Source organism: Microbispora sitophila (assembly GCF_014892245.1).
Classification (GTDB): Bacteria; Actinomycetota; Actinomycetes; order Streptosporangiales; family Streptosporangiaceae; genus Microbispora; species Microbispora siamensis.
The window spans coordinates 185,348-210,372 of the sequence record NZ_JADBGC010000007.1; the positions used below are offsets into that span (position 1 = coordinate 185,348).

29 protein-coding genes, 2 tRNA genes and 1 other RNA gene are annotated in these 25,025 nt (G+C 71.8%); 13 read left to right on the plus strand and 19 right to left on the minus strand.

Translation table 11 applies throughout. The annotated features are described in order from the left end of the window. The first annotated feature begins 111 nt into the window (after nucleotides 1-111). Nucleotides 112-1,077: an alpha/beta hydrolase fold domain-containing protein gene (locus IL992_RS14880; protein ID WP_193203944.1), complete on the plus strand. Its 966-nt coding sequence runs from the start codon at nucleotides 112-114 to the stop codon at nucleotides 1,075-1,077. Continuing rightward, nucleotides 1,074-1,787 (plus strand): helix-turn-helix transcriptional regulator, encoded by a 714-nt coding sequence (locus IL992_RS14885; protein ID WP_193203945.1) that lies wholly within the window; start codon nucleotides 1,074-1,076, stop codon nucleotides 1,785-1,787. Before IL992_RS14880 ends, IL992_RS14885 begins: the two co-directional genes overlap by 4 nt. Here the strand turns inward: IL992_RS14885 and IL992_RS14890 are convergent. From IL992_RS14890 to IL992_RS14905, 4 genes are all read right to left on the minus strand, one after another. Beyond that, a complete protein-coding gene (locus IL992_RS14890) occupies nucleotides 1,771-2,235 on the minus strand; it encodes an SRPBCC family protein (RefSeq protein WP_193203946.1) in 465 nt (154 codons plus the stop codon). The genes IL992_RS14885 and IL992_RS14890 overlap by 17 nt on opposite strands. A 78-nt stretch (nucleotides 2,236-2,313) precedes the next feature. Next, nucleotides 2,314-3,105, minus strand: coding sequence for a helix-turn-helix domain-containing protein (locus IL992_RS14895; protein ID WP_319018548.1), 792 nt, complete (start codon nucleotides 3,103-3,105; stop codon nucleotides 2,314-2,316). 78 nt (nucleotides 3,106-3,183) lie between these two features. Beyond that, nucleotides 3,184-3,933 (minus strand): ABC transporter permease, encoded by a 750-nt coding sequence (locus IL992_RS14900; protein ID WP_193203948.1) that lies wholly within the window; start codon nucleotides 3,931-3,933, stop codon nucleotides 3,184-3,186. Beyond that, complete coding sequence (locus tag IL992_RS14905) at nucleotides 3,930-4,832, minus strand: ABC transporter ATP-binding protein (RefSeq protein ID WP_193203949.1); 903 nt, start codon at nucleotides 4,830-4,832, stop codon at nucleotides 3,930-3,932. The genes IL992_RS14900 and IL992_RS14905 overlap by 4 nt, the downstream gene beginning before the upstream one ends. A 132-nt stretch (nucleotides 4,833-4,964) precedes the next feature. Here IL992_RS14905 and IL992_RS14910 point away from each other — a divergent pair, with 132 nt between their 5' ends. From IL992_RS14910 to dnaN, 3 genes are all read left to right on the plus strand, one after another. Then, complete coding sequence (locus IL992_RS14910; RefSeq protein WP_193203950.1) at nucleotides 4,965-6,461, plus strand: sensor histidine kinase; 1,497 nt, start codon at nucleotides 4,965-4,967, stop codon at nucleotides 6,459-6,461. After that, nucleotides 6,452-7,099, plus strand: coding sequence for a response regulator transcription factor (locus IL992_RS14915; RefSeq protein ID WP_193203951.1), 648 nt, complete (start codon nucleotides 6,452-6,454; stop codon nucleotides 7,097-7,099). Before IL992_RS14910 ends, IL992_RS14915 begins: the two co-directional genes overlap by 10 nt. 68 nt (nucleotides 7,100-7,167) lie before the next feature. Continuing rightward, complete coding sequence (gene dnaN, locus IL992_RS14920; RefSeq protein WP_193203952.1) at nucleotides 7,168-8,259, plus strand: DNA polymerase III subunit beta; 1,092 nt, start codon at nucleotides 7,168-7,170, stop codon at nucleotides 8,257-8,259. An 86-nt stretch (nucleotides 8,260-8,345) separates the two neighbouring features. On the opposite strand, the gene IL992_RS14925 is transcribed toward dnaN, so the two are convergent. The 6 genes from IL992_RS14925 to upp all read right to left on the minus strand — a co-directional run bounded on the left by IL992_RS14925 (nucleotide 8,346) and on the right by upp (nucleotide 12,403). Further along, the gene (locus tag IL992_RS14925; protein ID WP_193203953.1) at nucleotides 8,346-9,035 is read right to left on the minus strand and encodes a FadR/GntR family transcriptional regulator; all 690 of its coding nucleotides are present in this window, start codon (nucleotides 9,033-9,035) and stop codon (nucleotides 8,346-8,348) included. Nucleotides 9,036-9,132: 97 nt separating this feature from the next. Next, nucleotides 9,133-10,455, minus strand: coding sequence for a helix-turn-helix domain-containing protein (locus IL992_RS14930; RefSeq protein ID WP_193203954.1), 1,323 nt, complete (start codon nucleotides 10,453-10,455; stop codon nucleotides 9,133-9,135). Nucleotides 10,456-10,593: 138 nt separating this feature from the next. Beyond that, complete coding sequence (locus IL992_RS14935; protein WP_079314254.1) at nucleotides 10,594-11,124, minus strand: PH domain-containing protein; 531 nt, start codon at nucleotides 11,122-11,124, stop codon at nucleotides 10,594-10,596. Further along, nucleotides 11,121-11,297, minus strand: coding sequence for a hypothetical protein (locus tag IL992_RS14940; RefSeq protein ID WP_167748364.1), 177 nt, complete (start codon nucleotides 11,295-11,297; stop codon nucleotides 11,121-11,123). Before IL992_RS14940 ends, IL992_RS14935 begins: the two co-directional genes overlap by 4 nt. A gap of 73 nt (nucleotides 11,298-11,370) precedes the next feature. Then, nucleotides 11,371-11,589: a hypothetical protein gene (locus IL992_RS14945; protein ID WP_079314255.1), complete on the minus strand. Its 219-nt coding sequence runs from the start codon at nucleotides 11,587-11,589 to the stop codon at nucleotides 11,371-11,373. Nucleotides 11,590-11,764: 175 nt separating this feature from the next. Continuing rightward, nucleotides 11,765-12,403 carry a uracil phosphoribosyltransferase gene (gene upp, locus IL992_RS14950; protein WP_193203955.1) on the minus strand — a complete coding sequence of 213 codons (639 nt, stop codon included), beginning with the start codon at nucleotides 12,401-12,403 and terminating at the stop codon, nucleotides 11,765-11,767. Between the two features lie 138 nt (nucleotides 12,404-12,541). On the opposite strand from upp, the gene IL992_RS14955 reads away from it, so the two are divergent. From IL992_RS14955 to IL992_RS14970, 4 genes are all read left to right on the plus strand, one after another. After that, entirely contained in the window at nucleotides 12,542-13,030 is a 489-nt protein-coding gene (locus tag IL992_RS14955; protein WP_193203956.1) for a tRNA adenosine deaminase-associated protein, read from the plus strand. A gap of 15 nt (nucleotides 13,031-13,045) precedes the next feature. Next, a complete protein-coding gene (locus IL992_RS14960; RefSeq protein ID WP_079314257.1) occupies nucleotides 13,046-13,528 on the plus strand; it encodes a tRNA adenosine deaminase-associated protein in 483 nt (160 codons plus the stop codon). Further along, a complete protein-coding gene (locus IL992_RS14965) occupies nucleotides 13,525-14,031 on the plus strand; it encodes a nucleoside deaminase (RefSeq protein ID WP_319018549.1) in 507 nt (168 codons plus the stop codon). The genes IL992_RS14960 and IL992_RS14965 overlap by 4 nt, the downstream gene beginning before the upstream one ends. A gap of 61 nt (nucleotides 14,032-14,092) precedes the next feature. Further along, a tRNA-Ser gene (locus tag IL992_RS14970) sits at nucleotides 14,093-14,177 on the plus strand. Between the two features lie 80 nt (nucleotides 14,178-14,257). Here the strand turns inward: IL992_RS14970 and IL992_RS14975 are convergent. From IL992_RS14975 to ypfJ, 4 genes are all read right to left on the minus strand, one after another. Then, the gene (locus IL992_RS14975; RefSeq protein ID WP_193203957.1) at nucleotides 14,258-15,460 is read right to left on the minus strand and encodes a tetratricopeptide repeat protein; all 1,203 of its coding nucleotides are present in this window, start codon (nucleotides 15,458-15,460) and stop codon (nucleotides 14,258-14,260) included. Then, a complete protein-coding gene (locus tag IL992_RS14980; protein WP_193203958.1) occupies nucleotides 15,454-16,836 on the minus strand; it encodes an AAA family ATPase in 1,383 nt (460 codons plus the stop codon). The genes IL992_RS14975 and IL992_RS14980 overlap by 7 nt, the downstream gene beginning before the upstream one ends. Before the next feature lie 90 nt (nucleotides 16,837-16,926). Then, entirely contained in the window at nucleotides 16,927-17,223 is a 297-nt protein-coding gene (locus tag IL992_RS14985; RefSeq protein WP_142564099.1) for a type II toxin-antitoxin system VapB family antitoxin, read from the minus strand. A 56-nt stretch (nucleotides 17,224-17,279) separates the two neighbouring features. After that, nucleotides 17,280-18,140, minus strand: coding sequence for a KPN_02809 family neutral zinc metallopeptidase (ypfJ, locus tag IL992_RS14990; RefSeq protein ID WP_079320147.1), 861 nt, complete (start codon nucleotides 18,138-18,140; stop codon nucleotides 17,280-17,282). Nucleotides 18,141-18,427: 287 nt separating this feature from the next. Here ypfJ and IL992_RS14995 point away from each other — a divergent pair, with 287 nt between their 5' ends. Continuing rightward, nucleotides 18,428-19,966 (plus strand): dolichyl-phosphate-mannose--protein mannosyltransferase, encoded by a 1,539-nt coding sequence (locus tag IL992_RS14995; protein WP_319018550.1) that lies wholly within the window; start codon nucleotides 18,428-18,430, stop codon nucleotides 19,964-19,966. 8 nt (nucleotides 19,967-19,974) lie between these two features. Here IL992_RS14995 and IL992_RS15000 read toward each other — a convergent pair whose 3' ends face one another. Both IL992_RS15000 and IL992_RS15005 read right to left on the minus strand, forming a co-directional pair. Continuing rightward, nucleotides 19,975-20,832 carry an MBL fold metallo-hydrolase gene (locus IL992_RS15000; RefSeq protein WP_193203959.1) on the minus strand — a complete coding sequence of 286 codons (858 nt, stop codon included), beginning with the start codon at nucleotides 20,830-20,832 and terminating at the stop codon, nucleotides 19,975-19,977. A gap of 39 nt (nucleotides 20,833-20,871) precedes the next feature. After that, entirely contained in the window at nucleotides 20,872-21,720 is an 849-nt protein-coding gene (locus IL992_RS15005) for a LysR family transcriptional regulator (protein WP_193203960.1), read from the minus strand. A 105-nt stretch (nucleotides 21,721-21,825) separates the two neighbouring features. Between IL992_RS15005 and IL992_RS15010 the strand changes: the two genes are divergently transcribed. Further along, entirely contained in the window at nucleotides 21,826-22,551 is a 726-nt protein-coding gene (locus tag IL992_RS15010) for an SDR family oxidoreductase (RefSeq protein ID WP_193203961.1), read from the plus strand. A gap of 21 nt (nucleotides 22,552-22,572) precedes the next feature. On the opposite strand, the gene IL992_RS15015 is transcribed toward IL992_RS15010, so the two are convergent. Further along, nucleotides 22,573-23,229 carry a CatB-related O-acetyltransferase gene (locus tag IL992_RS15015; RefSeq protein WP_193203962.1) on the minus strand — a complete coding sequence of 219 codons (657 nt, stop codon included), beginning with the start codon at nucleotides 23,227-23,229 and terminating at the stop codon, nucleotides 22,573-22,575. Nucleotides 23,230-23,258: 29 nt separating this feature from the next. Beyond that, nucleotides 23,259-23,639, minus strand: coding sequence for a VOC family protein (locus tag IL992_RS15020; protein ID WP_193203963.1), 381 nt, complete (start codon nucleotides 23,637-23,639; stop codon nucleotides 23,259-23,261). Nucleotides 23,640-23,702: 63 nt separating this feature from the next. On the opposite strand from IL992_RS15020, the gene IL992_RS15025 reads away from it, so the two are divergent. Further along, a complete protein-coding gene (locus tag IL992_RS15025; protein ID WP_319018551.1) occupies nucleotides 23,703-24,653 on the plus strand; it encodes a helix-turn-helix transcriptional regulator in 951 nt (316 codons plus the stop codon). Between the two features lie 68 nt (nucleotides 24,654-24,721). Here the strand turns inward: IL992_RS15025 and IL992_RS15030 are convergent. After that, nucleotides 24,722-24,807: transfer RNA gene (locus IL992_RS15030), tRNA-Ser, on the minus strand. An 86-nt stretch (nucleotides 24,808-24,893) separates the two neighbouring features. Here IL992_RS15030 and ffs point away from each other — a divergent pair. Next, nucleotides 24,894-24,989: signal recognition particle sRNA small type (ffs, locus tag IL992_RS15035), an RNA gene on the plus strand. Nucleotides 24,990-25,025 lie beyond the last annotated feature (36 nt).

Consider the following 25,025-nt stretch of genomic DNA (forward strand, 5'->3'; position numbering starts at 1 on the left):
CAGCTTCTCACGCGAGACGGCGGCGGTCAGGACGCCGAACACCGCGGTGTGACACGTTTCTCATCGAGACCGTGACAGGGGGCTGTCGCGGCCGGACACCAGCATGACGGCATGCGCGACGACATCGAGCTCGACACGTACGGCATCGTCACCACCGGCGCCGAGGACGTCTCGGAGACCCGGGCCTTCAACGAGGAACTGGAGCGGCGGCTCGCGGCGGAGCCCCCGATACACATCCTGAACGACCCGGCCGCCAGCAGGAAGACCCGCACCCTGATGGGCGGGCACGAGCGCGTCCCCGAGGCCGTCGACCGCGTTGTCGGCGGGGTCCCCGTACGCGTCTTCGTCCCTCCGGTCGTCGACGGGGTGTTCCTGCACATCCACGGCGGCGGCTACGTGATCGGTTCCGCGGACGGCCAGGACCCCTGGCTGTGGCGGCTGGCCCGCGAGGCGCGGGTGGCCGTGGCCAGCGTCGACTACCGCCTGGCGCCGGAGAACCCCTACCCCTGCGGCCCCGACGACTGCGAACGGGCCGCCCTGTGGCTGGCCGAGCACGCCGCCGCGGAGTTCGGCGCCGACCGGCTGGTCATCGGCGGCGAGTCGGCCGGCGCCTGCCTGGCGGCTCTCACCCTCCTGCGGCTGCGCGACCGCCACGCGGTCACCGGCGCGTTCCGCGCCGCCCATCTCAGCTTCGGCTCCTACGACCTGTCGATGACGCCGAGCGTCCGCCACTGGGGTGAACGCAACCTGCTGGTCTCCACGCCGATCATCACCTGGTTCAGGGAGCAGTACACGCCCGGCACGACCTCGGAGGAGCGCCGATCCCCTGAGATCTCCCCGCTGTACGCCGACCTGTCGGGCATGCCCCCGGCCAGGTTCGTGGTGGGGACGATGGATCCGGCGCTCGACGATACGTTGTTCATGACCGCGCGCTGGCGGGCGGCCGGCAACGCCGCCGAGCTGGAGGTCGTCGCGGAGGCGGCGCACGGCTTCACGCTCTTCCCGATCGCGATCGCCGAACGGGAGCGGAGGCAGCAGGTGGGGTTCGTCCGGAAGGCGGTGGCCACGGCGGCATGAACCGGACCGAACGCCTCTACGCGCTGGTCGAGGAGCTGCGGGCCGTGGCGCCCCGGCCCCGGACGGTCGCGTGGCTGGCCGAGCGCTTCGAGGTGTCCCGGCGGACGGTCCAGCGCGACCTCCAGGCGCTGCTGCAGGCGGGAGTCCCGGTGCGCGACCAGGCCGGGCCGTACGGCGGGTGGTTCGTCGACCCGGTGATGACGCTGCCCCCGATCAACCTGACCGCGGAGGAGGCGCTCGCCCTGGCCGCGGCGGTGGCGGCGGCGGAGCACACGACCCCGTTCGCCGCCGCCGCACGCGGCGCGATGGCCAAACTCGCTGCCGCCATGTCGGCGGGGGCGGCCGCCCGGGCGGCCGAGGCGAGCCGCCGGATCTTCGTGCTGCCGCAGCCGCGGGCGGAGACCGTGCGCGAGGCGGTGGCGCGGGCGATCCTGGAGCAGCGGGTGATCCGCCTGAGGTACGCGGACGCCGCCGGGGAGGAGACCGAGCGCGAGGTCGAGCCCGCGGCGCTGCTGACGGCCCGCGGCCGCTGGTATCTCGTCGGCTACTGCCGGGTCCGCGAGGCCGGGCGCGGCTTCCGGCTCGACCGCATCCGGCACGCCGAGGTCACCGCCGAGGCCGCGCCGGTCCGTGAGCTCGCCGCCCTGGACCCGGCGCTCGCGACCGCGACGCACGCCGAGTCGCTGGAGTCGTTCACGAACCGCTCGTAGGCCGCCCGGACAGCCGTTCGGCGAGGATCCGGGCCCTGGCGAGCTGCACCTTCCGCGCCTGGCCCGCCGCGAAGCCCATGACGAGCCACGGTGCGCTCAGGTCCAGCCGGTCGTCCATCCGCGTGCCGCCGGCCTCCGGGGACAGGTCGAACCGGTAGCCCATTCGGACGCCGCCGGGGCTGCGCACCTGTCCCCGTACGGACAGTTTCTCGGCCAGGCGCTCGGTCAGCAGCGTGACCGCGATGGGGTTGTCGTACTTCAGGCCGAGGAAGCGGAACCGCTCGATCGAGGTGTAACGCACCACCCCCGGCTCGGATCGGTCGACGTCGCGCACCGCGACCACGAGCGGTGACAGGCCGATGTAACTTTCGGGCGTCGTGAGGTGCTCGAAGACCTCCTCCGGCGCGGCGTCCACGTGGAACGTGTTGGTCAGCACCCGTGCGGGCACCCGGCCTCCCCTGATCGTGCTTGAGGGAATTTTGGCAGGGCCGTATCGCCGCACGGACGCCGGATGATCTCTGGACGGTCACGGAGACGTGTCGCGCAGGAAAGCCGCCGTCGCGGGATCGGCCGGGTAGAACGACTCGATCGCCAGCTCGGAGACCGTGATGTCGAGCGGGGTGCCGAAGGTCGCCACGATGCTGAAGAACGACAGCTCCCGCCCGGCCCGCCGCACCCGGAGCGGCACGAGGATGTCCCCGGGACCGGGCAGCTCCACCTCGGGTTCCGGCTGGTCGCAGGGGTAGTCGCGCAGCTCGGCGTACAGCTCGGTGAGCCGCGGGTCGGCGGTGAGCGTGATCTGCCGGCGCAGCCGTCCGAGCAGGTGCGCCCGCCACTCGCCCAGGTTCAGGATGTGCGGGGCGAGCCCTTCCGGGTGCAGGCTCGCCCGCAGCACGTTGCTCAGCAGGTCGGGGTCCACGCCTTCGGCCAGCAGTGCGATGCCCTCGTTTGCGTCGACGAGCTCCCAGGTGCGGTCCACCACCACGGCCGGATAGGGGTCGTGGGCCGACAGCAGCCGCCGGATCGCCTCGCACACCGCCGCCATCCCCGGCGAGTCGAGCGGCGACTCGGTGTAGACGGGGGCATATCCGGCGGCCAGCAGCAGGTGGTTGCGCTCGCGGAGCGGAAGGTCCAGGTGCTCGGAGAGGTGGAGCACCATGTCGCGGCTCGGCGTGGCCCGGCCGGTCTCCAGGAAGCTGATGTGCCGGGTGGAGATCTCGGCCTGGTTCGACAGTTCGAGCTGGCTCAGCCGCCGGTGCTCGCGCCACTGGCGCAGGAGCTCCCCGAACGGCCGCTGGTGAAGCGTGGCAACGGTCACGCCCCGGACGCTATCCGGTCGCCGATCGGCCCGGCGATTACCCCTCAGGTAGGCGCCGGGCCGCCCGGGCGGCATCGGCTACTCCCAGCGGAACAGCCGGGCCGCGGCGAGACCGGCGGCCAGCGCCCAGCCCGCCAGTACGGCGAGGTGGAGCGGCTGGGGGACGTGCCCGCCGAGGCTGTCCATCAGCCCCTGCCCGAAGGCGCCCGTGGGCGTGAAGTCGCTGATCCGGCGCAGGATTTCGGGCATGAGCGGCCGGGGCAGCCACATCCCGGCGAGGAACAGCAGGGGGAACATGAGGGCAGAGCCCACTCCCTGGACGACCCGGGCGTTCGGCGCCACGGCGGCCAGCAGCAGGCCGATGGTGAGCATGGTGAGCGTGCCGAGGACGAAGACCGCCACGAACGCCCAGGGCGAGCCGGGCAGCGGCACCCCGAGGATCAGGTGACCCAGCGCCAGCGTCAGCGTGGTGGCGACCACGGACACGACCACGTTGATCAGCAGTTGGGCCGCCAGCAGCGCGCCGGGACGCACCGGCGTGGTGGACAGCCGCCGCAGCACGCCGCGTTCCCGGTAGATCACCAGGCTGCCCGGCAGCACGCTCAGCCCGAGCGTCACGATCGACAGCAGCACCATCATCGCGGTGAAGGGCGCGTCCACGAACCGCTGGCCGTCCAGCGACGGATCCGCGTCGCGAAAGCCGGGGATCGTCGTGCCGAGCCCCAGCAGCAATCCCACCGGCAGCACGATCGCGAAGAACACCGCCATCGGCTCGCGGAGGAAGAGCCGGGCCTCCACGGCCGTGAGTCTCGTCAAAGCTCTGGTCATGACTCCTCCTGGGTGCCGGTGAGGGGCCCGGTGACGGGCTCGGCGGGGGGCTCGGTGAGGGTGAGGAACGCGTCGTCGAGGGTGGTGCGCTCCATGCGCAGACCACGGGTGCGGGACGGGGGCAGCACGGCGGCGACGGCGCTCAGCAGGTCGCCGGTGCCGGTGACGGTGACCTCCGCGCCGTTCCTGGTGACGGAGGCCACCTCGGGCAGCGCCCGCAGGCCGTCGACGGGCTCGTCGGTGCCGAAGACCAGGCGCTGCTCGCCGCCGGCGCGGGCGACCAGCCCGGCGGGGGTGTCCACCGCCCGCACGCGCCCCCGGGAGATGACCGCGACCCGGTCGCACAGGCGCTCCACCTCCTCCATGAAGTGGGTCACGAGCAGGACGGTCACGCCGCGCTCCCTGATCCGGGCGACCAGGTCCCACGTCTCGCGGCGGGCCCGCGGGTCGAGGCCGGTGGTGAGCTCGTCGAGTATCGCGACGCGCGGGCTTCCGACCAGCGCGAGCGCGACCGACAACCGCTGGCGCTGCCCGCCGGACAGCTTGCCGAAGGACGCGCGGAGGTCGAGCCGGGCCTCCTCGGCCAGGGCCCGCCAGTCGGCCGGGCGGGAGTAGAACGAGGCGTAGAGCGCCAGCGCCTCCCCGACGCGGATCTTGTCGGGCAGCGAGCACTCCTGGAGCTGCACGCCGACCTGCTCCTTCAGGTCCGCCTCCACGGTGACGGTGCCCGCGGTGGGCGTGCGCAGCCCGGCCACGCACTCGACCGTCGTCGTCTTGCCCGCTCCGTTGCGGCCCACGATGCCGAAGACCTCGCCCTCCTCCACGGAGAACGACACGTCCTCGACCGCCACCTTCGTCCCGTACGCCTTGTGTAGGTGGTCCACGGTGATGATTGCCATGGCCAAGACGCTAGGAAGCGGGCGATCCGCGGAGAATGCGGCTGCGGACCCGGTGGGGGTGCACTTTTCTCCACCCCCATCGGGCGGCTCGGGCCACTGTGCCGGCCCGGCGGCAGCCTCCAGACTGAACCCATGACCTCGGCTCGCTCGATCCTCACCGCCCTGGCACGGAGCACCGCCCTCGCCGGCCTCGCTCTGGTGGGCCTGGCCGCCGGCCTGGTGATGCTGGCGGCGGTGCTGCTCACCTTCGCGGTCGGCCTGGTGATCGTCTTTCCCCCGGCCGTACGGCTCGCGCGGGCCGTTGTCCGGCTGCAACGCCGGCTGGCCGCGCGCTGGTCGGGCATACCGGTCGACGAGCCGTACCGGCCCGAGCCGCCCCCGCCGGTGCCGCAGCACGACGGGTGGTACCGCGACGGCCGCACGCTGTACAAGCGGCCGACGATCCCGGCCTTCAACCTGCGCTGGCACTGGATGACGAAGGACCCGGCCACCTGGCGCGACTTCGCCTACCTGCTCGCCGCGCCGCTGACGAGCGGGCTCGTGGCCGCCGCTCCGCTGCTCGCGACCGCGTACGGCCTCGTCCGCGTGGCGGGCGGCGACCCCGTGGGCCTGGTCTGGATCCTGCTCGCGGTGATCGTCGTGCGCTGGTACGCGCCGTGGGCCGTGCGCCTGCACGGCCAGGTCGCCGCCGCGCTGCTGGGGCCCACCGAGAAGGCCAGGCTGGCCCAGCGGGTCAGCCGACTGGACGCCGCCCGCACCGAGGCCGTCGACTCGCAGGCGGCGGAGCTGCGCCGGATCGAGCGCGACCTGCACGACGGCGCCCAGGCCCGCCTGGTGGCGATCGGCATGACCATCGGCGCGGCCGAGCAACTGCTGGAAAGCGACCCACAGGCCGCCCGGGCGCTGCTCGGCAAGGCGAGGGAGGCCTCGGCGACCGCGCTGCAGGAGATCCGGCGGTTGGTGCGCGGCATCCATCCCCCGGTGCTGGCCGAGCGCGGCCTCGGCGACGCCGTACGCGCTCTCGCCCTGGACAGCCCGCTGCGCACCCACGTCACGGTCGACCTGCCCGAGCGCGCCTCCGCCCCGCTGGAGTCCGCGGCGTACTTCGCGGTCAGCGAGCTGCTGGCCAACGCGGCCCGGCACGGCGACGCGACCGAGGCGTGGGTGGACGTGAGCACGCAGGGTCCGGCGCTGCGCGTGACGGTGACCGACGACGGTCACGGCGGCGCGGACCCCGAGCAGGGCACCGGCCTGCGGGGCATCGAGCGCAGGCTCGGGGCCTTCGACGGCGTTCTCGCGGTGAGCAGCCCGGTGGGCGGCCCGACCACGGCCGTCATCGAGCTGCCCCGTGCGTTGCGGGTGCGGCCGGCGCCGCTGACCCCGTGGCGTTACTTCGGCCGCCTGTGCTGGGGGCTGTGGCCGATCGCGCTGTTCCCGCAGGGGCTGGTCGCGATGGTGTTGAAGCTGGTGGGATCACCGGTGAAGTCCTGGTTCCTCGGCCTGCACGTGCCCGAGCCCTTCCAGTGGCCGGTCATCGTGGGCATGATTCTGCTCGGTGGCGGCCTCCTGGCCGTCGCGCTGGCGACGACGGTGCGGACCAGGGAAGCGGAGGGCGGCGCGTGCGGGTAGTGCTGGCCGAAGACCTGCACCTGCTGCGGGAGGGCCTGGTCGCCCTGCTGCGCGCGCACGGCTTCGAGGTGGTCGCGGCGGTCGAGTCCGGCCCGGAGTTGCTCGCCGCCCTGGTCGGCGAGCGTCCCGACGTGGCCGTCGTGGACGTGCGGCTCCCGCCGACCTTCACCGACGAGGGGCTGCAGGCCGCCCTGGGCGCGCGACGGCAGGTGCCCGGCCTGCCGGTCCTCGTGCTCTCCCAGCACGTCGAGCAGCTGTACGCCAGGGAGTTGCTGGCCGACGGGTCCGGCGGCGTCGGCTATCTGCTGAAGGACCGGGTGTTCAACGGCGAGCAGTTCGTCGACGCGGTACGCCGGGTCGCGGCCGGAGGGACGGCCATGGACCCCGAGGTGATCGCCCGGCTCCTGGCGAGCAACGCGCGCAACGAACCGCTCGGCCGGCTCACCCCCCGGGAGCGCGAGGTGCTGGAACTGATGGCCGAGGGCAGGTCGAACGCCGCGATCGGGCAGCGGCTGTTCCTCAGCGACAGCGCGGTGGGCAAGCACACGGCGAGCATCTTCACCAAACTCGGCTTGGCGCCGTCCGATGACGACAACCGCCGCGTCCTCGCCGTGCTCGCCTTCCTGAACAGCAAGTAGAACCGGCCGGATTGTCGGTGCCGGGCGCTACTTTTGACGTCGAGTCGTGGCGTAGGCAGGAGGTCGGGATGAAATTCCAGGTTAACCGCGACGTTCTGGCCGACGCGGTGGCGTGGGCCGCCCGGGTGTTGCCCGCCCGGCCCGCCGTGCCCGTTCTCGCGGGCCTGCTGCTGGAGGCGGGCGACGACCTGCGGGTGTCGGCCTTCGACTACGACGTCTCGGCCCGTGCCGACGTCGAGGCCGACGTCGCCGAGCCGGGGCGGGTGCTGATCCCGGGGAAGGTCCTGGCCGAGATCACCCGGAGCCTGCCCGCCCGGCCCGTCGAGATCGTCAGAAGCGGGTCGGAGGCGGTGCTCACCTGCGGCAGCGCGGAGTTCGGGCTGATCACGATGCCGGACGAGGACTTCCCCGCGATGCCGCCGATGCCGCCGAAGGTCGGTGCCGTGGGCGGCGGCGCCTTCGCCACCGCGGTCGGGCAGGTGGCCGCCGCCGCGAGCCGCGACGACACGCTGCCCATGCTGACGGGCATCCGGGTGGACATCGAGGGCGTGCGGGTGTCGATGGCCGCCACCGACCGCTACCGCATCGCCGCCAGTGAGTTCTTGTGGCATCCCGAGCGGCAGGACGCGCGGCACGGCGTGGTCGTGCCGGCGCGGGTGCTGGTCGAGGTGGCCCGATCGCTGCGCGGCGGCGAGGTGGCGATCGGCCTGGGCGACAACGTGGCGGGTTTCGAGAGTCAGGGGCGCACGACGACCGTGCGCCTGCTGGACGACCAATTCATCGACTACCGGTCCCGGCTGAGCGCGGAGTGGACGATCCACGCCGACGTGGAGGTGGGGCCGTTCGTGGAGGCCGTCAAGCGCGTCGTGCTCGTCGCCGAGCGCAACGCCGCGGTCCGGCTGTCGTTCTCCCAGGGACAGGTGCTGATCCAGGCCGGGGGCGGTGACATCGGCAGGGGCGCGGAGGTCGTCGACGCCGAGCTGGAGGGTCCGGACATCCAGATCGCCTTCCAGCCCCACTTCCTGCTCGACGGGCTGGCGGGCGTCGAAACCGAGCGGGCGCGCATCCACATGGACTCGCCGACCCGTCCCGCCCTGATCACCGACGAGGGCGAGGACCCCGGCTTCCGCTACCTCGTCATGTCCCTGCGGCTCGGCTGAGCCCTGCTCGCCTACTGAGCTCGCCTCCCGCGCTCGCCTGATGGGCCCCGCGGGTGCCGTTCGCGCCGGACCCGCCGGGCGGGGGCTCAGGAGGTGAGGGTGGCCGAGTCGGTGAGGGCGATGAGGATGTGCTCCATGCACGCGTGACCGGCCCGCTCAGCCGCGGTGGCGTCGCCGGCGGCGATCGCGCGCACGATCGCGTCGTGGGGGATGTAGTTCTGCTCCAGGGAGCCGCCGGCCGCCGCGATGCTCGCCCGCAGTGCCGCGGAGAAGTCGACGTAGAGGTCGATCAGCACCCTGTTGTGCGTGGCCTCGACGACCGCCACGTGGAAGGCGAGGTCGGCCTCGACGAACGCGTCGGGGTCGCCGTCCGACCATGCCTTCTCGCGCGCGGCCAGCGCGGCCTCGATGGACGCGACGTCCTCGTCGGTCCGCCGCGTCGCGGCGAGCCGGGCCGCCTCGACCTCGAGGGCGCGCCGGACCTCCAGGATCTCCAGCTGCTCGGCCGCGCGCAGTCGCCTGGCCATCGCACCCGAAAGCTCGCTGGTGGCCCGCACGTACGTGCCGTCGCCCTGGCGGCACTCCAGCAGCCCGGCGTGGGTCAGCGCGCGGACCGCCTCACGGACGGTGTTCCTGCCGACTCCGAGGTGCTCGGCGAGCACGGTCTCGGTGGGAATCTTGGCATTCATCTGCCAGGAGCCGGAGGTGATCTGCTCCTTGAGCTGGTCGATCACCTGGTCCACGAGAGACGCCCGCTGCGCCGTCCGCAGGCTCACGTCAGCCTCCTTTGGGTTGCCAATCATCCGATGATGGAATGAGTGGTAGACCCTCATTATTCCAGAGCCTCCAGAACAAGTCCGGAACCCCAGGAGGCTATCGAGCGAGCACCGCAGTGGTCATGGAGCCCGGTATGTTCACGCGGATTCCGACCGCTTCCAGGGCTCTACGATATGCCCCTGACTGCCGGTCGAGGGCACCGGCCTGGCCCCACAGGTCGCCGAGCATGCGCCAGGCCCGGGCGGTCTCCCGGTCGTGCGCCTCGCCGTCCAGCAGGTCGTGGGCCCGGTCCAACACGGCGACCGGATCTTCGGACCGTGCCAACGCGATCTCGGCCAGAACCATGTTCGCGCTCGCCGCGGTGGTCCCCTTGGCGCCGTCCAACAGATCCAGTGCCTGACCGGCGAGTTCGGCTGCGGATTCCGCGTCTCCGGTCCGGAACCGTACGAAACTCAGCACCACGAGGCTCCGCGCGTGCTCCTGCCGTTCGGCCGGGAACCCCGCGAAAACGTCCGCCGCGGACTTCGCCAGATCGTTGGCTCGGTCCAAATCGGCGCCTTCGGGATCCGCCGCGGTGATACGAGCCCAGTGCATCGCGATGCGGGCGCGCCGTACGGCGATCCGGGCCGGACGGCCTGCCGCGAGGGCGTCCTCGGCGAGCTGCACGGCCAGGGCCGAGTCCTCGCCTTCCGCCGCCGTGACGCTGGCCTGCCACAGCGCGAGGATCTCCGCGCTGCGGTCGCTCGCGCGCGCCGGGCCCGCGGTCGACAGCACCCGCTCGACGTACGGCAGGCCGGTCTCGGCCTCCACCAGCGCCAGCGCCAGTTCGATGGCCAGCTCGCCCTCGATCACGCCGAGCCGGTCGATCTGGCCGAGCGCGTTGGCGCCGAGGTCGCGCGCCCGCAGCCGGTCGCCGGCCCGCTGGTAGCAACGGCACAGCGCGACCGTCAGCGGCAGGTCGGCGAGGCGCTCGGGGTGCGCGGCGGCCTCGCGGCGCAGCCGCTCGTACGCCTCGACGGCCCGGCCGACTCGGCCCTGGGCCTCCAGCGCCCGCGCCACACCGAGCCGCGCGTGGGCGGCCAGCATCGCGTTGTCCTCGCCCGCCGCCTTGACGATCTCGCCGAAGCGGTCGGCCGCCACGGCGGGGTCGCCGTGATACAGCTCGAGCTCGGCATGTCGGAGGCCGAGCTCGGTGTCGATGCGCTGCCGGGGTTCTATCCCGTGGAGCAGGAACTCGGTGGTGCAACCGAGCCGCTCGGCGAGCAGCCGGGCGACGACCGGTGTGGGCGTCCGCTTTCCGGACTCAATGAGTGAGACGTAACTGTCGGACAGGTCGGGTCCGGCCAACTGGGCCTGTGACATGCGCCTGCTCAACCGCAATCCGCGGACGCGGTCGCCGATGGTTCCCTGACTCGGCATCTGGTCTCTCAGGGCGGGGGAAGGGTCAATAGTGTCGCCATAATGGCACGAAGCGACCGAATCGTGTAACCCTCCGTCAAGAATCACGACGATGAAGGTTCGATCACGGTGTCGAGATAACGGACGGGCCGCCGCCGGTCAGTCGTCGTCCCCGTCCTTGCTGGGGAAGATCATCTGGCAGACCTCGAGGTACAAGGTCTCCGGATAGGGGATGTGGGGGACCGTACGCAAGGCCTGATCCTGGCCGGCCGACTCCATCACGAACTCGCCATAGCCGAGCATGCGGCCGAGGAGCGAGCGCTGGAAGCTCATGTCGGTGACCTTGCTCAGGGGCATCATCGCGACCTTGCGCGTGATGAGGCCCGTGGTGAGAAGCATGCGCTGGGAGGTGACGACGAAGTAGTCGACCGACCACTCCGCGACCTTCCAGACGAATCGAACAAGCAGGAGGAGCCAGGCCCACCAGACGAGGGCGAGGGCCTGGCTCGCACCGTTGTCGCTCAGGAACTTGCTGAGGACTCCGGCGAGGATGAGCCCACCGAAGATCTCGGCGACCGGGCGCAGGAGAACGGCGGGATGGCGCCGGACCATGATGACTTGGTGTTCGTGGGGGAGGAGGTAACGGTTGACCGACGACGGGGCCGAATCCCCGTGGGTCACAAGTCTCATGTCAGGGTGGCGAAGAACTGCGCCATCGAGTCGGCCGCGCTGACGATGCCGGTGAAGGCCCCGTGAACCGTGTGGGCCGCGTCAGTCGGTCTCGTGAGCAGGTAGAAGCCTGCTGACACGATGAGCGTCCATTTGATGACTTTCTTCGCCTGCACCGCCGTCACCACTCCCATGACCAATACATTACCCAGACGCCCCGTTTGGTAAAGCGGCTAACCGCCAACGGGTTTCATGATCGCGACGGCGTCAGCCCCGCTCCGCCGCGGCGGTCGCCAGGACCCGCAGATGCTTGCGGGCGATGCGCTCGACCAGTGCGGGATGCGCGTGTCCGGTGACCTCGATGGCGCCGTGGTGGGCGGCCTGAACGCACCGGGTCACCGTCGCGGGAGGATGCACCCCCGCGAACTCGTCCCTGAGCAGGGCCTCGAGCTGTTCGTAGTGCTCGCCGGCCGGATGCTGGATCATCGCTCTCCCTGGTGGCGCGCCGCTCGCGAGAGCGCGAGGTGACGTCGTCATCACACTGCGTACCCTACCGGGCGCGCACTGTAACCAGAGGTGAGATGCGGACGGACCGCGCGGAAAGGAAGGGAAATCAGACCCCGGGGAAATCAGGCCCCTTGGGAACCGGACGGAAGGGAAATCAGACGACGCCGTACAGGCGGTCGCCGGCGTCACCGAGGCCGGGCACGATGTAGCCGTTCTCGTTCAGCCGTTCGTCGAGGGCGGCCGTCACCACCCGGATCGGCCGGTCGCCGCCGCGGAACGCCTCGTCCAGGTACGCGATGCCCTCGGGGGCGGCCAGCAGGCAGATCGCGGTGACGTCCCGGGCGCCCCGGTCGAACAGGAAGTGGATCGCCGCGGCGAGGGTCCCGCCCGTCGCGAGCATCGGGTCGAGCACGTAGCACTGCCGGCCGGACAGGTCCTCGGGCAGTCGCGTGGCGTAGGTCTGGGCCTTGAGCGTGGACTCGTCGCGGATCATCCCGAGGAAGCCCACCTCGGCGGTCGGCAGGAGCCGGGTCATCCCGTCGAGCATGCCCAGCCCCGCGCGCAGGATCGGCACCACGAGCGGTGCGGGGCGCGCCAGCCGTACGCCGCGGGTGGGCGCGAGCGGTGTGTCGACCGTCACGTCGGTGACCCTGACGTCCCTGGTGGCCTCGTAGGCGAGCAGCGTGACCAGTTCGTCGGCCAGGCGGCGGAACGTCGGCGAGTCGGTCCGCACGTCGCGGAGAGTCGTGAGCTTGTGGGCGACGAGCGGGTGGTCGACGACGAGGGTCTCCATGGGAAGAGAAGTTACCGTCTCCTGGGCAAACCCTCGACGTCGGCTGAGTCTTTGATCACGATTTGGAGTGAGGACCGTACGGTACGACTCCGATTCTGCGACCATTGCCTGCGTGAAGAGCGTGCGGTGGGGAAGACGATGACAGACGTGGACACTCTTGACTTCGCCATCGTCGTCTATCGCGAGGAGGACCGCTGGGAGGCGGAGATGCTCCCGGTGGCGCTGACCTCCGACCTGGACGGACTCATTCACGCCCTTCGCCAGACCCCCAGCATGGGAACCACGATTGGCATGGTCGCCGTAGGGGATGACTTCTTCGTGGCGTTACGGGTCTTCGGCGAGCAGGTGGACGTCTTCCTCTCGGACATCACGGCCGCCTGGGAGTGGCCGCTGGCGCAGCAGGTCCTTGATTACCTCGACGTGCCCGTGCCGGAGGAGGAGGAGCTCGACAGCGTGCTTCCCGCCGGGGACCTGTCCATCTTCGCCGACCTCGGGCTCGACGAGATGGAGCTGGGCGCGCTGTCCGGCGACCTCGACCTGCTGCCCGACGAGGTCCTGTCCAGCATCGCCGCGCGGCTGGGCTTCTCCCAGCCATTCGAACGCGCCGTCGACGCCGCCATCGGCTGACCTGGGGAGACGGCAATGCCCTCCAGATCCAACCTTTTCTCCGCCGGTTTCGCCCGCATCGACGGCCGCTGGGCCGGCGCCGAGGTCGACCTCGGCGAGGCCGAGATCGCCGACGACCTGAGCGACGCCCTGCAGGAGGCCCTCGGGCTCAGCGGCGACGAACTCGCGCTGCTGTGCGTCGAGGTCGAGGACGAGTGGTTCGCGATCGTCCGCTATCAGGACGACCTCGACCCCCGCGTGTTCATCTCCGACGCGCACGCCGTGCAGAACGACCCTCTGGGCGAGATCTTCGCCGAGCTGGCCGGCGTCGTGGTGGACAAGGACGCGCCGGACCTCGGCATCCGTCCGGTCGGCGACCTGGAGCTGCTCGGCGATTTCTCGCTGAGCGCGGAGGAGCTCGTCGAGCTCAGCATGGAGGAGGGCGTGCTGCCCGCCGACATCCTCTCCCTCATCGCCGAACGGCTCGGCTTCGCCGACGAGCTCGACCGCCTGCGGTGACCGGCTCGCCGCCGGACACGTACGAGGCCGCCATGCGGCTGGCGCTGGCGGAGGCCGTACGGGCGGGCGGGCGCGGCGAGGTGCCGGTCGGCGCCGTCGTGCTCGGCCCGCCCCAATCCGGAGTCTCGCCGCCCGGCTCTCCGGAGCCGGGAAGGGTGCTGGCCGCGGCGGGCAACGACCGCGAGGCGAGCGCCGACCCCACGGCCCACGCCGAGGTGCTCGCCCTTCGCGCGGCGGCGGCGCGGATCGGCGACTGGCGGCTGACGGGCTGCACGCTCGTCGTCACGCTGGAACCCTGCACGATGTGCGCCGGCGCCGCGGTTCTCGCTCGCGTGGACCGCGTCGTGTACGGCGCGGTGGACGAGAAGGGCGGGGCCGCCGGATCGCTGTGGGACGTCCTGCGGGACCGCAGGCTCAACCACCGGCCCGAGGTGGTCATGGGCGTGCTGGCCGACGAGTGCGCGGCCGTGCTGACCGAGTTCTTCTCGGGCCGCCGCGCCTGAGCCGGCCGGCGGGCGGAAACGGATGCGCGTGCAGTGGTGTTCGTCCGGTAAGCTGCTGCGCGGTGGAGTCGCCTAGTGGCCGAGGGCGCACGCCTCGAAAGCGTGTGTAGGGCAACCTACCGTGGGTTCAAATCCCACCTCCACCGCTCGACTGAAGAGCCGCCGGTCCTGATCACAGGGGTCGGCGGCTCTTTCGCGTCCAGGGTATCCGCGTTGCACGGGCCGGTCAGAGCGCGTTCGTCGCCCGGGTTCCGGTCAGCCGCCGCACGCCCGCCGCCACCCAGATCCCGGCCAGCCCGGCATAGGCGGCGAGCAGCGCGGCGGAGGGGGAGGACAGGAGCACCGCCAGGGCGGCGGCCAGCCCCAGGAGGATCGCCCAGCCGTACAGGACGGCGCGGCCTCGGGGCGCGCTCGTGTGCGCCGCCTCCTGCACGGGGGTGATCAGCGCCATGACCGCCGCGCCGGCCACTCCGATCACCTCCTGACCGGCCGCCACGCCCGTGACGAGCAGCGCCGCGCCGGCGGCCAGCAGGCAGCAGCACACGAGGGCCACCCGCGCCTGCGTGCCCTCGAAGAGCAGCCGCGTGGCCCCGGCGCGGGCCAGGCGCAGGGTCGTGACCGCCTCGGCGACCCAGGCCGCCCAGTGCAGGAGCGCGATGAGCACGAACAGGGTGATGACCGGAGGCACGACCGGCAGCAGGAACAGCATCCGCCACCCGCCGAAGAACGTGCCGCGCAGCCGCGCGAGCAGGCGATAGACGGGGTTGCGCCGCTTGAGCGCCGCCACCAGGAGGTCCCTGGCCTGGTCGAACCCCGGAGCCAGGCGAAGCACCTCGCGGAACGCGCGGGCGGCCTCGCCGGGCGAGCCGAAGGCGAGCTGTGCGCGTCCGTACGCCAGGTGGGCTATGGCGCTCTCGGGGTCCAGCCCCACCGCCCGCGCGGCGGCCTCCTTCGCCCCGGCGGCGTCGCCGAGCATGGTGAGGGCCACCGCGAGCAGGCTTGCCAGGTCGGCGTCCTCGGGTTCGAGGGCGAGCCCCTGGCGCGCGGCGTCGGCCGCCTGCGGCCACTGCTCCACGTGGACGTGCACCCGGGCCAGCAGCTCCCAGGCCGGTGCGTACTCGGGGGTGAGCGCCAGGCACGCCCGTGTGGCGTCGGCGGCTTCCCGGGGTCGGCCTGCCCGGTGGTACGCCTGCCCGGCCACATAGTGCGGATACGAGCGGTCCGGCGCGAGCCGTACCGCTTCCGCGGCCGCGTCGATCGCCTCGCCCGGCCTCCGCTGCTCCGTCAGCGCGACCGCGAGGAACGCGTGCCCGTCGACGTTCTGCGGATCCTGCGCGAGCAGGCCCCGCAGCTCCCGCTCGGCCTCCGCCGGGCGGCGCAGCGCCAGCAGCGTCCGCGCGCGCTCGATCGGCGCAGCGGCGGTCACCATCTGCCCTTGCCGCCCTTCTTGCCGTCGATCCACGGCATGAGCTCGTCCCAGGCGCCGGAGTCGTTGGCGTGCAGGACGTAGTTGCGCGCCGTCCCCAGCCACTCCTTCACGGCCGTCGGCCTCGTCGCCTGGGCCACCGCGAGCAGGTCGTGCGTCGTCAGCGGGAGGGGACGGCCCGCGCTGATCGACTGGTGGAGCTTGGTCTCCACCGCGCGGTCGACCACGCCCTTGAGGTCGGCTCCCACGAACCCGTCCGTGACCTTCGCGACCGCGTCGAAGTCCATCTCGGCCAGCGGTTTGTCGCGGCACAGAATGCGCAGGATGGCGGCGCGGGCCGAGGCGTCGGGCGGGGGCACGAACACCATCTGGTCGAACCGCCCGGGGCGCCGGAACGCCACGTCGATGTACCAGGGCGCGTTGGTGGCCGCCAGCACCAGGACGCCCTCGTTGGCGTTCTCGTCCACGCCGTCGAGCTCGGCGAGGAACTGGTTGACCAGCTGCCGGGTGTGCGCCTGCCGCATGTCGGAGCGGCGCGCGGCCAGCGCGTCGACCTCGTCGAAGAAGAGCACGCACGGCCGGTTGCGGCGGGCCATCTCGAACGTGGCCCGCAGGTTGCGCTCGCTCGAGCCGATGTACATGTCCAGGATGTCGGCCAGCCCGACGCTGATGAACGCCGCGCCGAGCTCGCCCGCCGCGGCCCTGGCCAGGTGGGTCTTGCCCGCGCCCGGAGGGCCGTACAGCAGCACTCCGCCGCCCGCCCGCTTGCCGAACGCGGCGAACAGTTCGGGCTGCTGGACGGGGAGCAGGAGCTTCATCCGCAACGCCTCCTTGACCGCCTCCATGCCGGCCACGTCGGCGAACGTGACGCGGGAGCGCTCGGCCTCGGGGGCGTCGGGATGTGCTCCGGGCGAGTACGGCGTGCGGGAAGGGGCGGTCTGCGGCGGGTGAGGCGGGGCGGGCTGCGGCGTGGCCGGCTGGGGCTCCAGCCGGGCGGCCAGGTCGGGGTCGGCCAGCGAGGCATCGCGGGCGACCGCGTCGTGGTAGCGACGCGCCGCCCCGGCCACGTCGCCCTCGCCCAGCAGCGCCCTGGCGGCGAGCACTCCGACGCGCGGCGCGTGGCCGGGAGCCGCCAGGAGCGGTTCCAGCGCCGACAGCGCGGCGCCGTACGCACTCTGCCGCACGAAGGCCTCCGCGAGACCGGCGATGACGTCCGGGTCCTGGGGCGACAGCACGAGGGCGGCGCGGAACTCGGCCTCGGCCTCGGCGAGGTAGCCCTTGGACAGAAGTTGCTCGGCGAGGTGGCGCCGCAGGGGAAGGTTGTCAGGAGACAGCCGAGCCGCCTCGCGGAGGGCGTGGAGTCCGGCGTCGTCGAGCACTGCCCGGCTCCCTTCTGTCGAAGGCTGGTCAAGTCAAATGACCGTAAGGCTACCGAAGCAGTCAGACAGACGATCTCGCCCGGGGAGCGGCTAGTCCTGCAGCTCCAGCACGCGGGCGTGCAGCACCGAGCGCTGGTGGAGGGCGGCGCGCAGGGCGCGGTGCAGGCCGTCCTCCAGGTACAGCTCGCCCTTCCACTGCACCACGTGCGGGAACAGGTCGCCGTAGAAGGTCGAGTCCTTGGCGAGCAACGAGTGCAGGTCGAGCACCGCCTTCGTGGTGACCAGTGTGTCGAGCCGGACCTGCCGGGGCGGGATCTGCGCCCACTCGCGGGACGACAGTCCGTGCTCGGGATAGGGCCGTCCGTCACCGACCAACTTAAAGATCACGGTATGTAGTTTAGGAGACGACGCAAAGGTTCGCGCCCGAGGCTCTGCCGGGGGTCTCAGACGCTCCCGGAGAAGGTGTCGCAGCGTGCCGGGTCGCCCGACGAGTAGCCGTTCGTGAACCACTTCTGCCGCTGGGCGGAGGTGCCGTGGGTGAACGCGTCCGGGTTGACCCTGCCCTGGGCCTGCTCCTGGATGTGGTCGTCGCCGACCGCCGCGGCGGCGTCGAGCGCCTCCTGGATGTCGGCGTCGGTGAACGGCTTGGCGTAGAAGCCCGTGTCCACCGCGTTCTTGGCCCACACGCCGGCGTAGCAGTCGGCCTGGAGTTCGAGCCGCACCGAGCCGCTCTCCGCGCCCTGGTCCTGGCCGACGCGGTTCATCGTTCCGAGCAGGTCCTGAGCGTGGTGGCCGTACTCGTGGGCGATCACGTACGCCTGGGCGAACGGGCCGCCCTTGGCCCCGAACCGCGACTGCAACTCGTCGAAGAACGACAGGTCCAGGTAGACGTGCTTGTCATTGGGGCAGTAGAAGGGGCCGACGGAGGAGTCGGCCGCGCCGCAGCCGGTCTGCACCCCGCCGGAGAACAGGGTGGTCTTCGCGCCGGTGTACCCCTGGATCTGCTCGCTCCAGTACTTCTGGATGCTGTTGACGACGCCCACGACCCGGCACTTCTCCGACTGGTCGGCGTCGGCGCCGGTCTTGCACTGCGCGCTCAGGTCGCTGGTCGGCTGCAGGCCGGCGGGTTCGTCGCCGCCGCCCGTGATGTTCCCGGGGTTGACGCCGAAGATCAGGGCCACGATGAGGGCGATGATGCCGGCGGCTCCGCCGCCGATGGCCAGACCTCCGCCGCGGAACCCGCCTCCACCGCCGACGTCCTCGACCTGCGAGGCGTCGAGTTGCGCTCGGTCATCGAAATCCATCTGCGACGCTCCCGATGGCAGTGTTTCCCGCTTCGTTCGTCGGGGCGTCGCCCCCGCCTGGTCGTGCCGGAGGCGCGCGATGAACGCCTCCCTCGTCACGCTTGGTCGCTTCGCTCCCGCGCGTTCCTCAGTCCAGATCGGCGGCGCGCCCCTCCGGCTCGCTCGGTGTTTCCCGCTTCGCTTGCTGGCCGCCTACTGCCCAGGACGGCGGTGATCATGCCTGTCGGTCCGTCATGCCGGATCCGTCTTGCCGTGATCTTCGCGTTTTGCCGGGTTAGGATCATCGGGTGCCTCGGAGCGCCTTACCCCGGCTGGTGCCGCCGATGCCGGGCGGGCGGGGGTGGCTCGGCCCGTTGGCCGTGGCCGCTTTCGGGGGGTTCCTCCGGTTCGACCGTCTCGATGCGCCGCACGCGTTCGTCTTCGACGAGCTCTACTACGCCAAGGACGCCTACTCGCTGATCACGTACGGCGTCGAGCGGCAGTTCGCCGACGGCGCGGAAAAGGCGATCCTGCGGGGCGGCACGGACGTGTTCAAGACGTGCGGGACGTTCGAGGAGTGCGCCGCCTACGTCGCCCACCCGCCGCTCGGCAAATGGCTGATCGGCGCGGGAGAGTGGCTCTTCGGCCTCACGCCCTTCGGGTGGCGGTGCGTCGCCGCGCTCGCGGGCACGCTCAGCGTGCTGGTCCTGGCGCGGACCGCCCGCCGGATGACCCGCTCGACCCTCCTCGGCTGCCTCGCCGGTCTGCTGCTGGCGCTGGACGGCCTGCACCTCGTGCTGTCGCGGTCCGCGCTGCTCGACGTCTTCCTCACGTTCTGGGTGCTCGCGGGCTTCGCCTGCCTGGTCGTCGACCGCGACGCGGCCCGCACCCGCCTGACGGAGTGGTATCGCACCTCCGCGCTGGACGGGCCCGCTCCCCGGCTCGGCCCGCGGCCCTGGCGGCTGGCGGCCGGGCTGTGCCTGGGCGCCGCGACGGCGACCAAGTGGACCGGCCTGCTGTTCGTCGTGACGTTCGGGATCATGACGCTCGTCTGGGACTGCGGGGCCAGGCGCGCCGTCGGCCTGCGCCGGCCGTACCGGCAGGCCGTGCGCCTCGACTGGCCGCTGGGCCTCGCCTGGCTCGGCGCCGTGCCGCTCGTCGTGTACGTCGCGTCGTTCGCCGGATGGTTCGCCTCGGCCGGCGGGTGGGGCCGCAACTGGGACCGGGCGACCTCGAACGGCTGGGCCTACTTCGTCTTCGACTCGCTTCGCTCGCTGGTGGACTACCAGAGCCAGGTGTTCGGCTTCCACCAGGGGCTGAGCGCGCACCACGACTACCAGTCGGAGCCGTGGGGGTGGCCGCTGCTGCTGCGGCCGGTCGCGTTCTTCTACCGGTCGTCCCGCGACACGTGCGGCGCGCCCTCCTGCTCGCAGGAGATCCTCGGGACCGGCACCCCGGTCATCTGGTACGGCGGGCTGCTCGCGCTGATCGCGATGGTGGTCTGGTATCTGAGGACCCGCGACTGGCGGGCGGGCGGCGTCCTGCTCGCCTACGCGGCGGGATGGCTGCCGTGGTTCTATTTCGCACTGGCCGACGACCGCACGATGTACCTGTTCTACGCGCTCCCGGCGGTGCCGTTCATGGTCCTCGCGATCGTGCTGGCGTGCGGGCTCGTCCTCGGGCCGCCGGGCGCGCCGGCCGCGCGGCGCGCCACGGGGGCGGCGGTGGTGGGCGCGTTCACGCTGCTCGCACTGGTCAACTTCTGGTGGCTGTCGCCCGTGCTCACCGGCGTGCCCGTGCCGTACGACGTCTGGCTGAGCCGCATGCTGCTGCGCAGCTGGATCTGATCTGATCGCTAGTTGTAGACGATGAACTCGGGATAGACGTGGACGCCGGGCCGGCCCCCGATCTCCGCCACCGCGTCGCGGATCTGCCGCAGGTGCTCCACCGTCATCTGGAGCGGCGGCTCGTCCGGCTGGTAAGTGGTGCGGATCGGGTAGTCCTCACCAGGCGCGCTCGTCATCTCGATGTGGCAGCCGAGAACATGGGTGACGGGCCGGGCCTCGGCGAACTTCACCAGGCGGTCGACGGTCTGCTCGAACGCCGGCCAATCCGCGACGTACAGCCGCCCGGGGTAAACGGTGTCACCGGTCAGGAGCAGGCCGGTGGGCCGATCGTAGAAGGTCACCGCCGACCTGTGGTGCCCGGGGCTCGCCACTACGTCCAGGACGCGGCCGCCCAGATCGACGGCTCCGGGCACGTCGAGATCGTCCCCGAGCCCGAAGAACTCGCGTACGCGCTCCGGCGCGGGATCGACGATCATCGTGTCCGGGCGGTCGCGGAACTGGCCGTCGCCCGCGATGTGGTCGCCGTGGCCGTGCGTGTGGGCGACGAGGAGCCCGTAGCCCTCGCGGGGGTGATCCGCCAGCCAGCGGGCCACGATCTCGTCCACCGTCCGGCGCAGCGGGAAGTAGGCGGGTGACGCCGTCGCGCCGGTGTCGAGCAGGAGGGCCCGGGCGTTCCCGAACATCAGGAACATGAAGGGCGCCTCGTAGTGGATCGACTTGTTCTGGCGCAGGACGTACGTGTGCTCGTCGTATCGGTGCACCTGGATGTCGGGGTCGGTGTTGTGCTTGGCCGACTCCGAGCCGTGAATCCACCGGACGTCGAGGTCCCCCGCACTCGGGATCGCCGGGAAGTCGATCTGTTCCATTCGGCCCACCCTCCTCTCTCCGTCCGCCGGCTGTCCAGGCTAGAGGCGGGTCGCGGTCCGAACCAGGCCGGCGAGGGCCTGCGACCGGCTGTGCGGCGGCCAGGCGATCACCGTCGTCACCGCCGGAGCGTCCAGCACCGGCACGGCGGCGAGGTCGCGGCGCAGATGAGCCCGGCACGACTCCGGCAGGACCGCCGAGGCCCGGCCGAGCGCGATCAACTGCAGAAGCTGCGCGTTGTCCCGGACCTCGGGACCGGGGCCGTCCGGGTAGGTGCCGTCGGTGCGGGGCCAGCGAGGCATGGGCAGGCCGGACAGCGCGGTGACGTCGGCCATCCGCAGGTGGGCCCGGCGGGCGAGGGGGTGCGCCGCGGGCAGCACCACGACCTGCCCCTCCGTGCACAGCTCCTCGACGTCGAAGCCGGCCGTCGAGTCGAACGGCCGGTGCAGCAGACCCACGTCGGCCCGGCCGTCGCGCAGCAGCCGCTCCTGCTCGCCGGGCCCGCACAGGAGCACGTCGACGGCGACCGCGCCGGGCTCGGCGGCGTACGCGTCGAGCAGCTTCGGCAGCAGATCGCCGGAGGCCCCGGCCTTCGTGACGAGGACCAGGCCGGGCCGGCCGGTCGCGGCGAGGGCGGCGCGGCGGGTGCGGCGCTCGGCGGCCTCGACCGCGTCGAGGGCCGCCCGGCCCTCGCGCAACAGCACCGCCCCGGCCTCGGTCAGCGTGACGGTGCGGCTCGTGCGCTCCAGCAGCGTCACCCCGAGCCGCCGTTCGAGCTGCCCGATCGCCCGCGACAGCGGCGGCTGCGCGATCCCGAGCCGCTGCGCGGCACGCCCGAAGTGCAACTCCTCGGCGACGGCGACGAAGTACCGCAGCTCACGCGTCTCCATGCCGTCACGGTATCGCCGGGAGCGCGGAATCGATACCTGGGAGGTATCGCCGCCCACCCAAACGGTGTTGGAGGTTCCGCAGTGGGCGCGGACAGGATGAGACACATGAGCGAACGGACGATCGCGCTGGTTACCGGCGCGAACAAGGGGATCGGATACGAGATCGCGGCCGGCCTGGGCGCCCTCGGCTGGAGCGTCGGCGTCGGCGCCCGGGACGATGAGCGCCGGGAGGCCGCGGTGGAGAAGTTGCGGGCCGCCGGCGTCGACGCGTTCGGCGTGCCGCTCGACGTGACGGAGGACGCGAGCGTGGCCGCCGCCGCCGGGCTGATCGAGGAGCGCGCGGGACGCCTCGACGTTCTCGTCAACAACGCCGGGGTAACCGGGGGCATGCCGCAGACGCCCACCACGGTCGATCCCGCCACGATGCGGGCGGCCGTGGAGACCAACGTGATCGGCGTCATCCGCGTCACCAACGCGATGCTGCCGTTGCTGCGCCGCTCGGCGTCGCCGCGGATCGTGAACATGTCCAGCACCGTCGGCTCTCTCACCCGGCAGACCACTCCCGGCGCCGAAACGGGCCCGATCTCCGCCGCGTACGCGCCGTCGAAGACGTTCCTCAACGCCGTCACCGTGCAGTACGCCAAGGAGTTGCGCGACACGAACATCCTGATCAACGTTGGCTGCCCCGGTTTCTGCGCGACCGACCTCAACGGCTTCCGCGGCGTCCGTACGCCCGAACAGGGCGCGGCGATCGGGATCCGGCTCGCGACCCTGCCCGACGACGGCCCGACCGGCGGGTTCTTCGACGATTCCGGGGTGGTGCCCTGGTGACACATGGCGTTCCGGGCGGCATCACACGCGTCCGGCCTGGGTGGCGACGGCCTCGATGTCGGCCGGGGAACCGGTCATGATCGTGCGTACGTGCTCGGTGACCAGTTCGATAGGCCAGTCCCACCAGGCCGCGCGCAACAGCCTTTCGACGTCGGCGTCCTCGTAGCGGCGGCGGATGGTGCGCGCCGGGTTGCCACCGACGATCGTGTAGGGCGGCACGTCGGCGGTGACCACGGCGCCCGTGGCGATGATCGCCCCGTCGCCGATCGTCACACCCGGCATGACGGTGACGCCCCGGCCGAACCACACGTCGTTGCCGACCACGGTGTCGCCCCGGCTGGGCATGGTCGTGACGATGTCGAGAGTGCGCTCGGCCCACACGCCTCCGAACATCGTGAAAGGAAAAGTGGAGACTCCCAAAGTGGGGTGCTCGGCGCCGGCCATCAGGAAGCGGGTGCCGGTGGCGATCGCGCAGTACTTGCCGATCACCAGGCGCTCCGGGCCGTACGCGTACAGCACGTTGCGCTGCTCGAACTCGCGGGCGGTCTCCGGGTCGTCGTAGTAGGTGAACTCCCCGACCTCGATGCGCGGGTCGGTCACCAGGGGCTTGAGGAACACCACCCGTTCGTGCTCAGGCATCGGGTGCAGCACCGACGGGTCGGGGATGGCGGATGTCATACGGCGTGTCCTTCCGGAATCGTCAACTCTCAGACCAGGGTGGAGATGCAGAACGGGTGGCCCGCGGGGTCCAGCAGGACCCGCCACCGGTCCGGGTCCGGCTGGAATTCGGGCTTGACGGCCCCCAGCGCGAGCAGCCGGGCCTGTGCGGCGTCCAGGTCGTCCACGCCCAGTTCGATGTGGGCCTGCTTCTCCTGTGAGGGATCCGGCCAAGTGGGGCGGCGGTAGTCGGCCAGCCGGTTGAATCCCAGCCCGGCCGCGCCCTCCTGGCCGAGCAGGACGAAGTCGTCGGTGGAGAACACGACGGGCAGGCCGAGGGCCTCCCCGTAGAAGCGGGCCAGTTCTGCGGGGTCCGGGCAGTCGAAGGTGACGGCGGAGTAGCGGAACGCGGGGGCGGAGGTGTTTTCCATGGAGGAGACGCTATGACGAGACCAGGACAGATTCGGTCCTGGTCGTATGGAACACTTCAAAAAGTGCTCAGCGCCTCCGCCCGCCTGCTGCGACTGGTTTCCCTGCTGGTCGCCCGGCCTTCGTGGACCTGCGCCGAGCTGGCCGAGCGGACCGCGGTCACCGAGCGCACCGTGCGGCGGGACATCGCCAAGCTCCGCGAGCTCGGCTACACCGTCGAATCCGACCCCGGACCATGGGGTGGTTACCGTCTTCGGGCCGGGTCCCGCGTGCCGCCGCTGATCCTCGACGACGAGGAGGCGCTCGCCGTGGCCGTCGGCCTGCGCGAGGCGGCGCTGAGCGGCGCCCTCGGCGGGGACCAGGCCGCGCTGTCGGCGCTCCTGAAGCTGCGGCAGGTTCTGCCGCAGCGGATCGCGGACCGGCTCGGCGAGATGGACGCCGCCTTCGTTCAGACCCCCAGGCCCGAGGAGCCGCAGATCACGTCCGGGATGCTGCTGGAACTGGCCGCCGCGTGCCGCCGCGGTGAGCGCGCCCGTCTGTCCTACCGCGACTGGCAGGGAAGAACCACGGTCCGGGACGTCGATCCGTACCGCCTCGTCCACACCGGACGCCGGTGGTACTTCGTCGCGCGGGACGTGACGCAGGGGCAATGGCGGACCTTCCGGGCCGACAGGGTCGACCGGCTGCAGCCGACCGGGCTCCCGGTGGAACTCGCCGACCCGCCCGACCCGGCGCTGCTCGTCTCCCGCTCCGTCGCGACCGGCCCCTACGCGCTGTACGCGACGATCCGTCTCCCGGTGCCCATGGGCCAGGCACTGCGACTGATCCCGTCGACGGTCGGCGCCCATCGCCCCGACGGTCCCGACGCCACGATCGTCGAGGTCGGCGGTCCCGACGCGGACGGGCTCGCCAAGTACCTCATCGGCCTGGCCACACCTCTGCGCGTCCTTTCACCTGAGCCCGTACGGCAGGCCCTGCTGCGCCTCACCCGGGAGCTCTACGAGGACAACGAGTGAGGCCCGGACACGCGAAAGGCCCGGTTGGATCGACCGGGCCTTTCGCGTTCTTGCTGCTCAACCAAGCGCGGAGGATAGGAGATTCGAACTCCTGAGGGGTTGCCCCCAACACGCTTTCCAAGCGTGCGCCCTAGGCCAACTAGGCGAATCCTCCGTCGGACAGCTTAGCCCAACTTCCGGCGTGGTTTCGACTGTTGTATCGACGGCCCGCGCACACCCATCGAGTGGCTAGACTGTCCAGCGGACCCCTCGCGCGGCGTCATCCTGTGAACCTCCCCAGGGCCGGAAGGCAGCAAGGATAAGCGGGCTCTGGCGGGTGTGCGAGGGGTCTCTCAGTTAGCGGGTACGCCGGCCGGGTCGACCCTCCGAGGA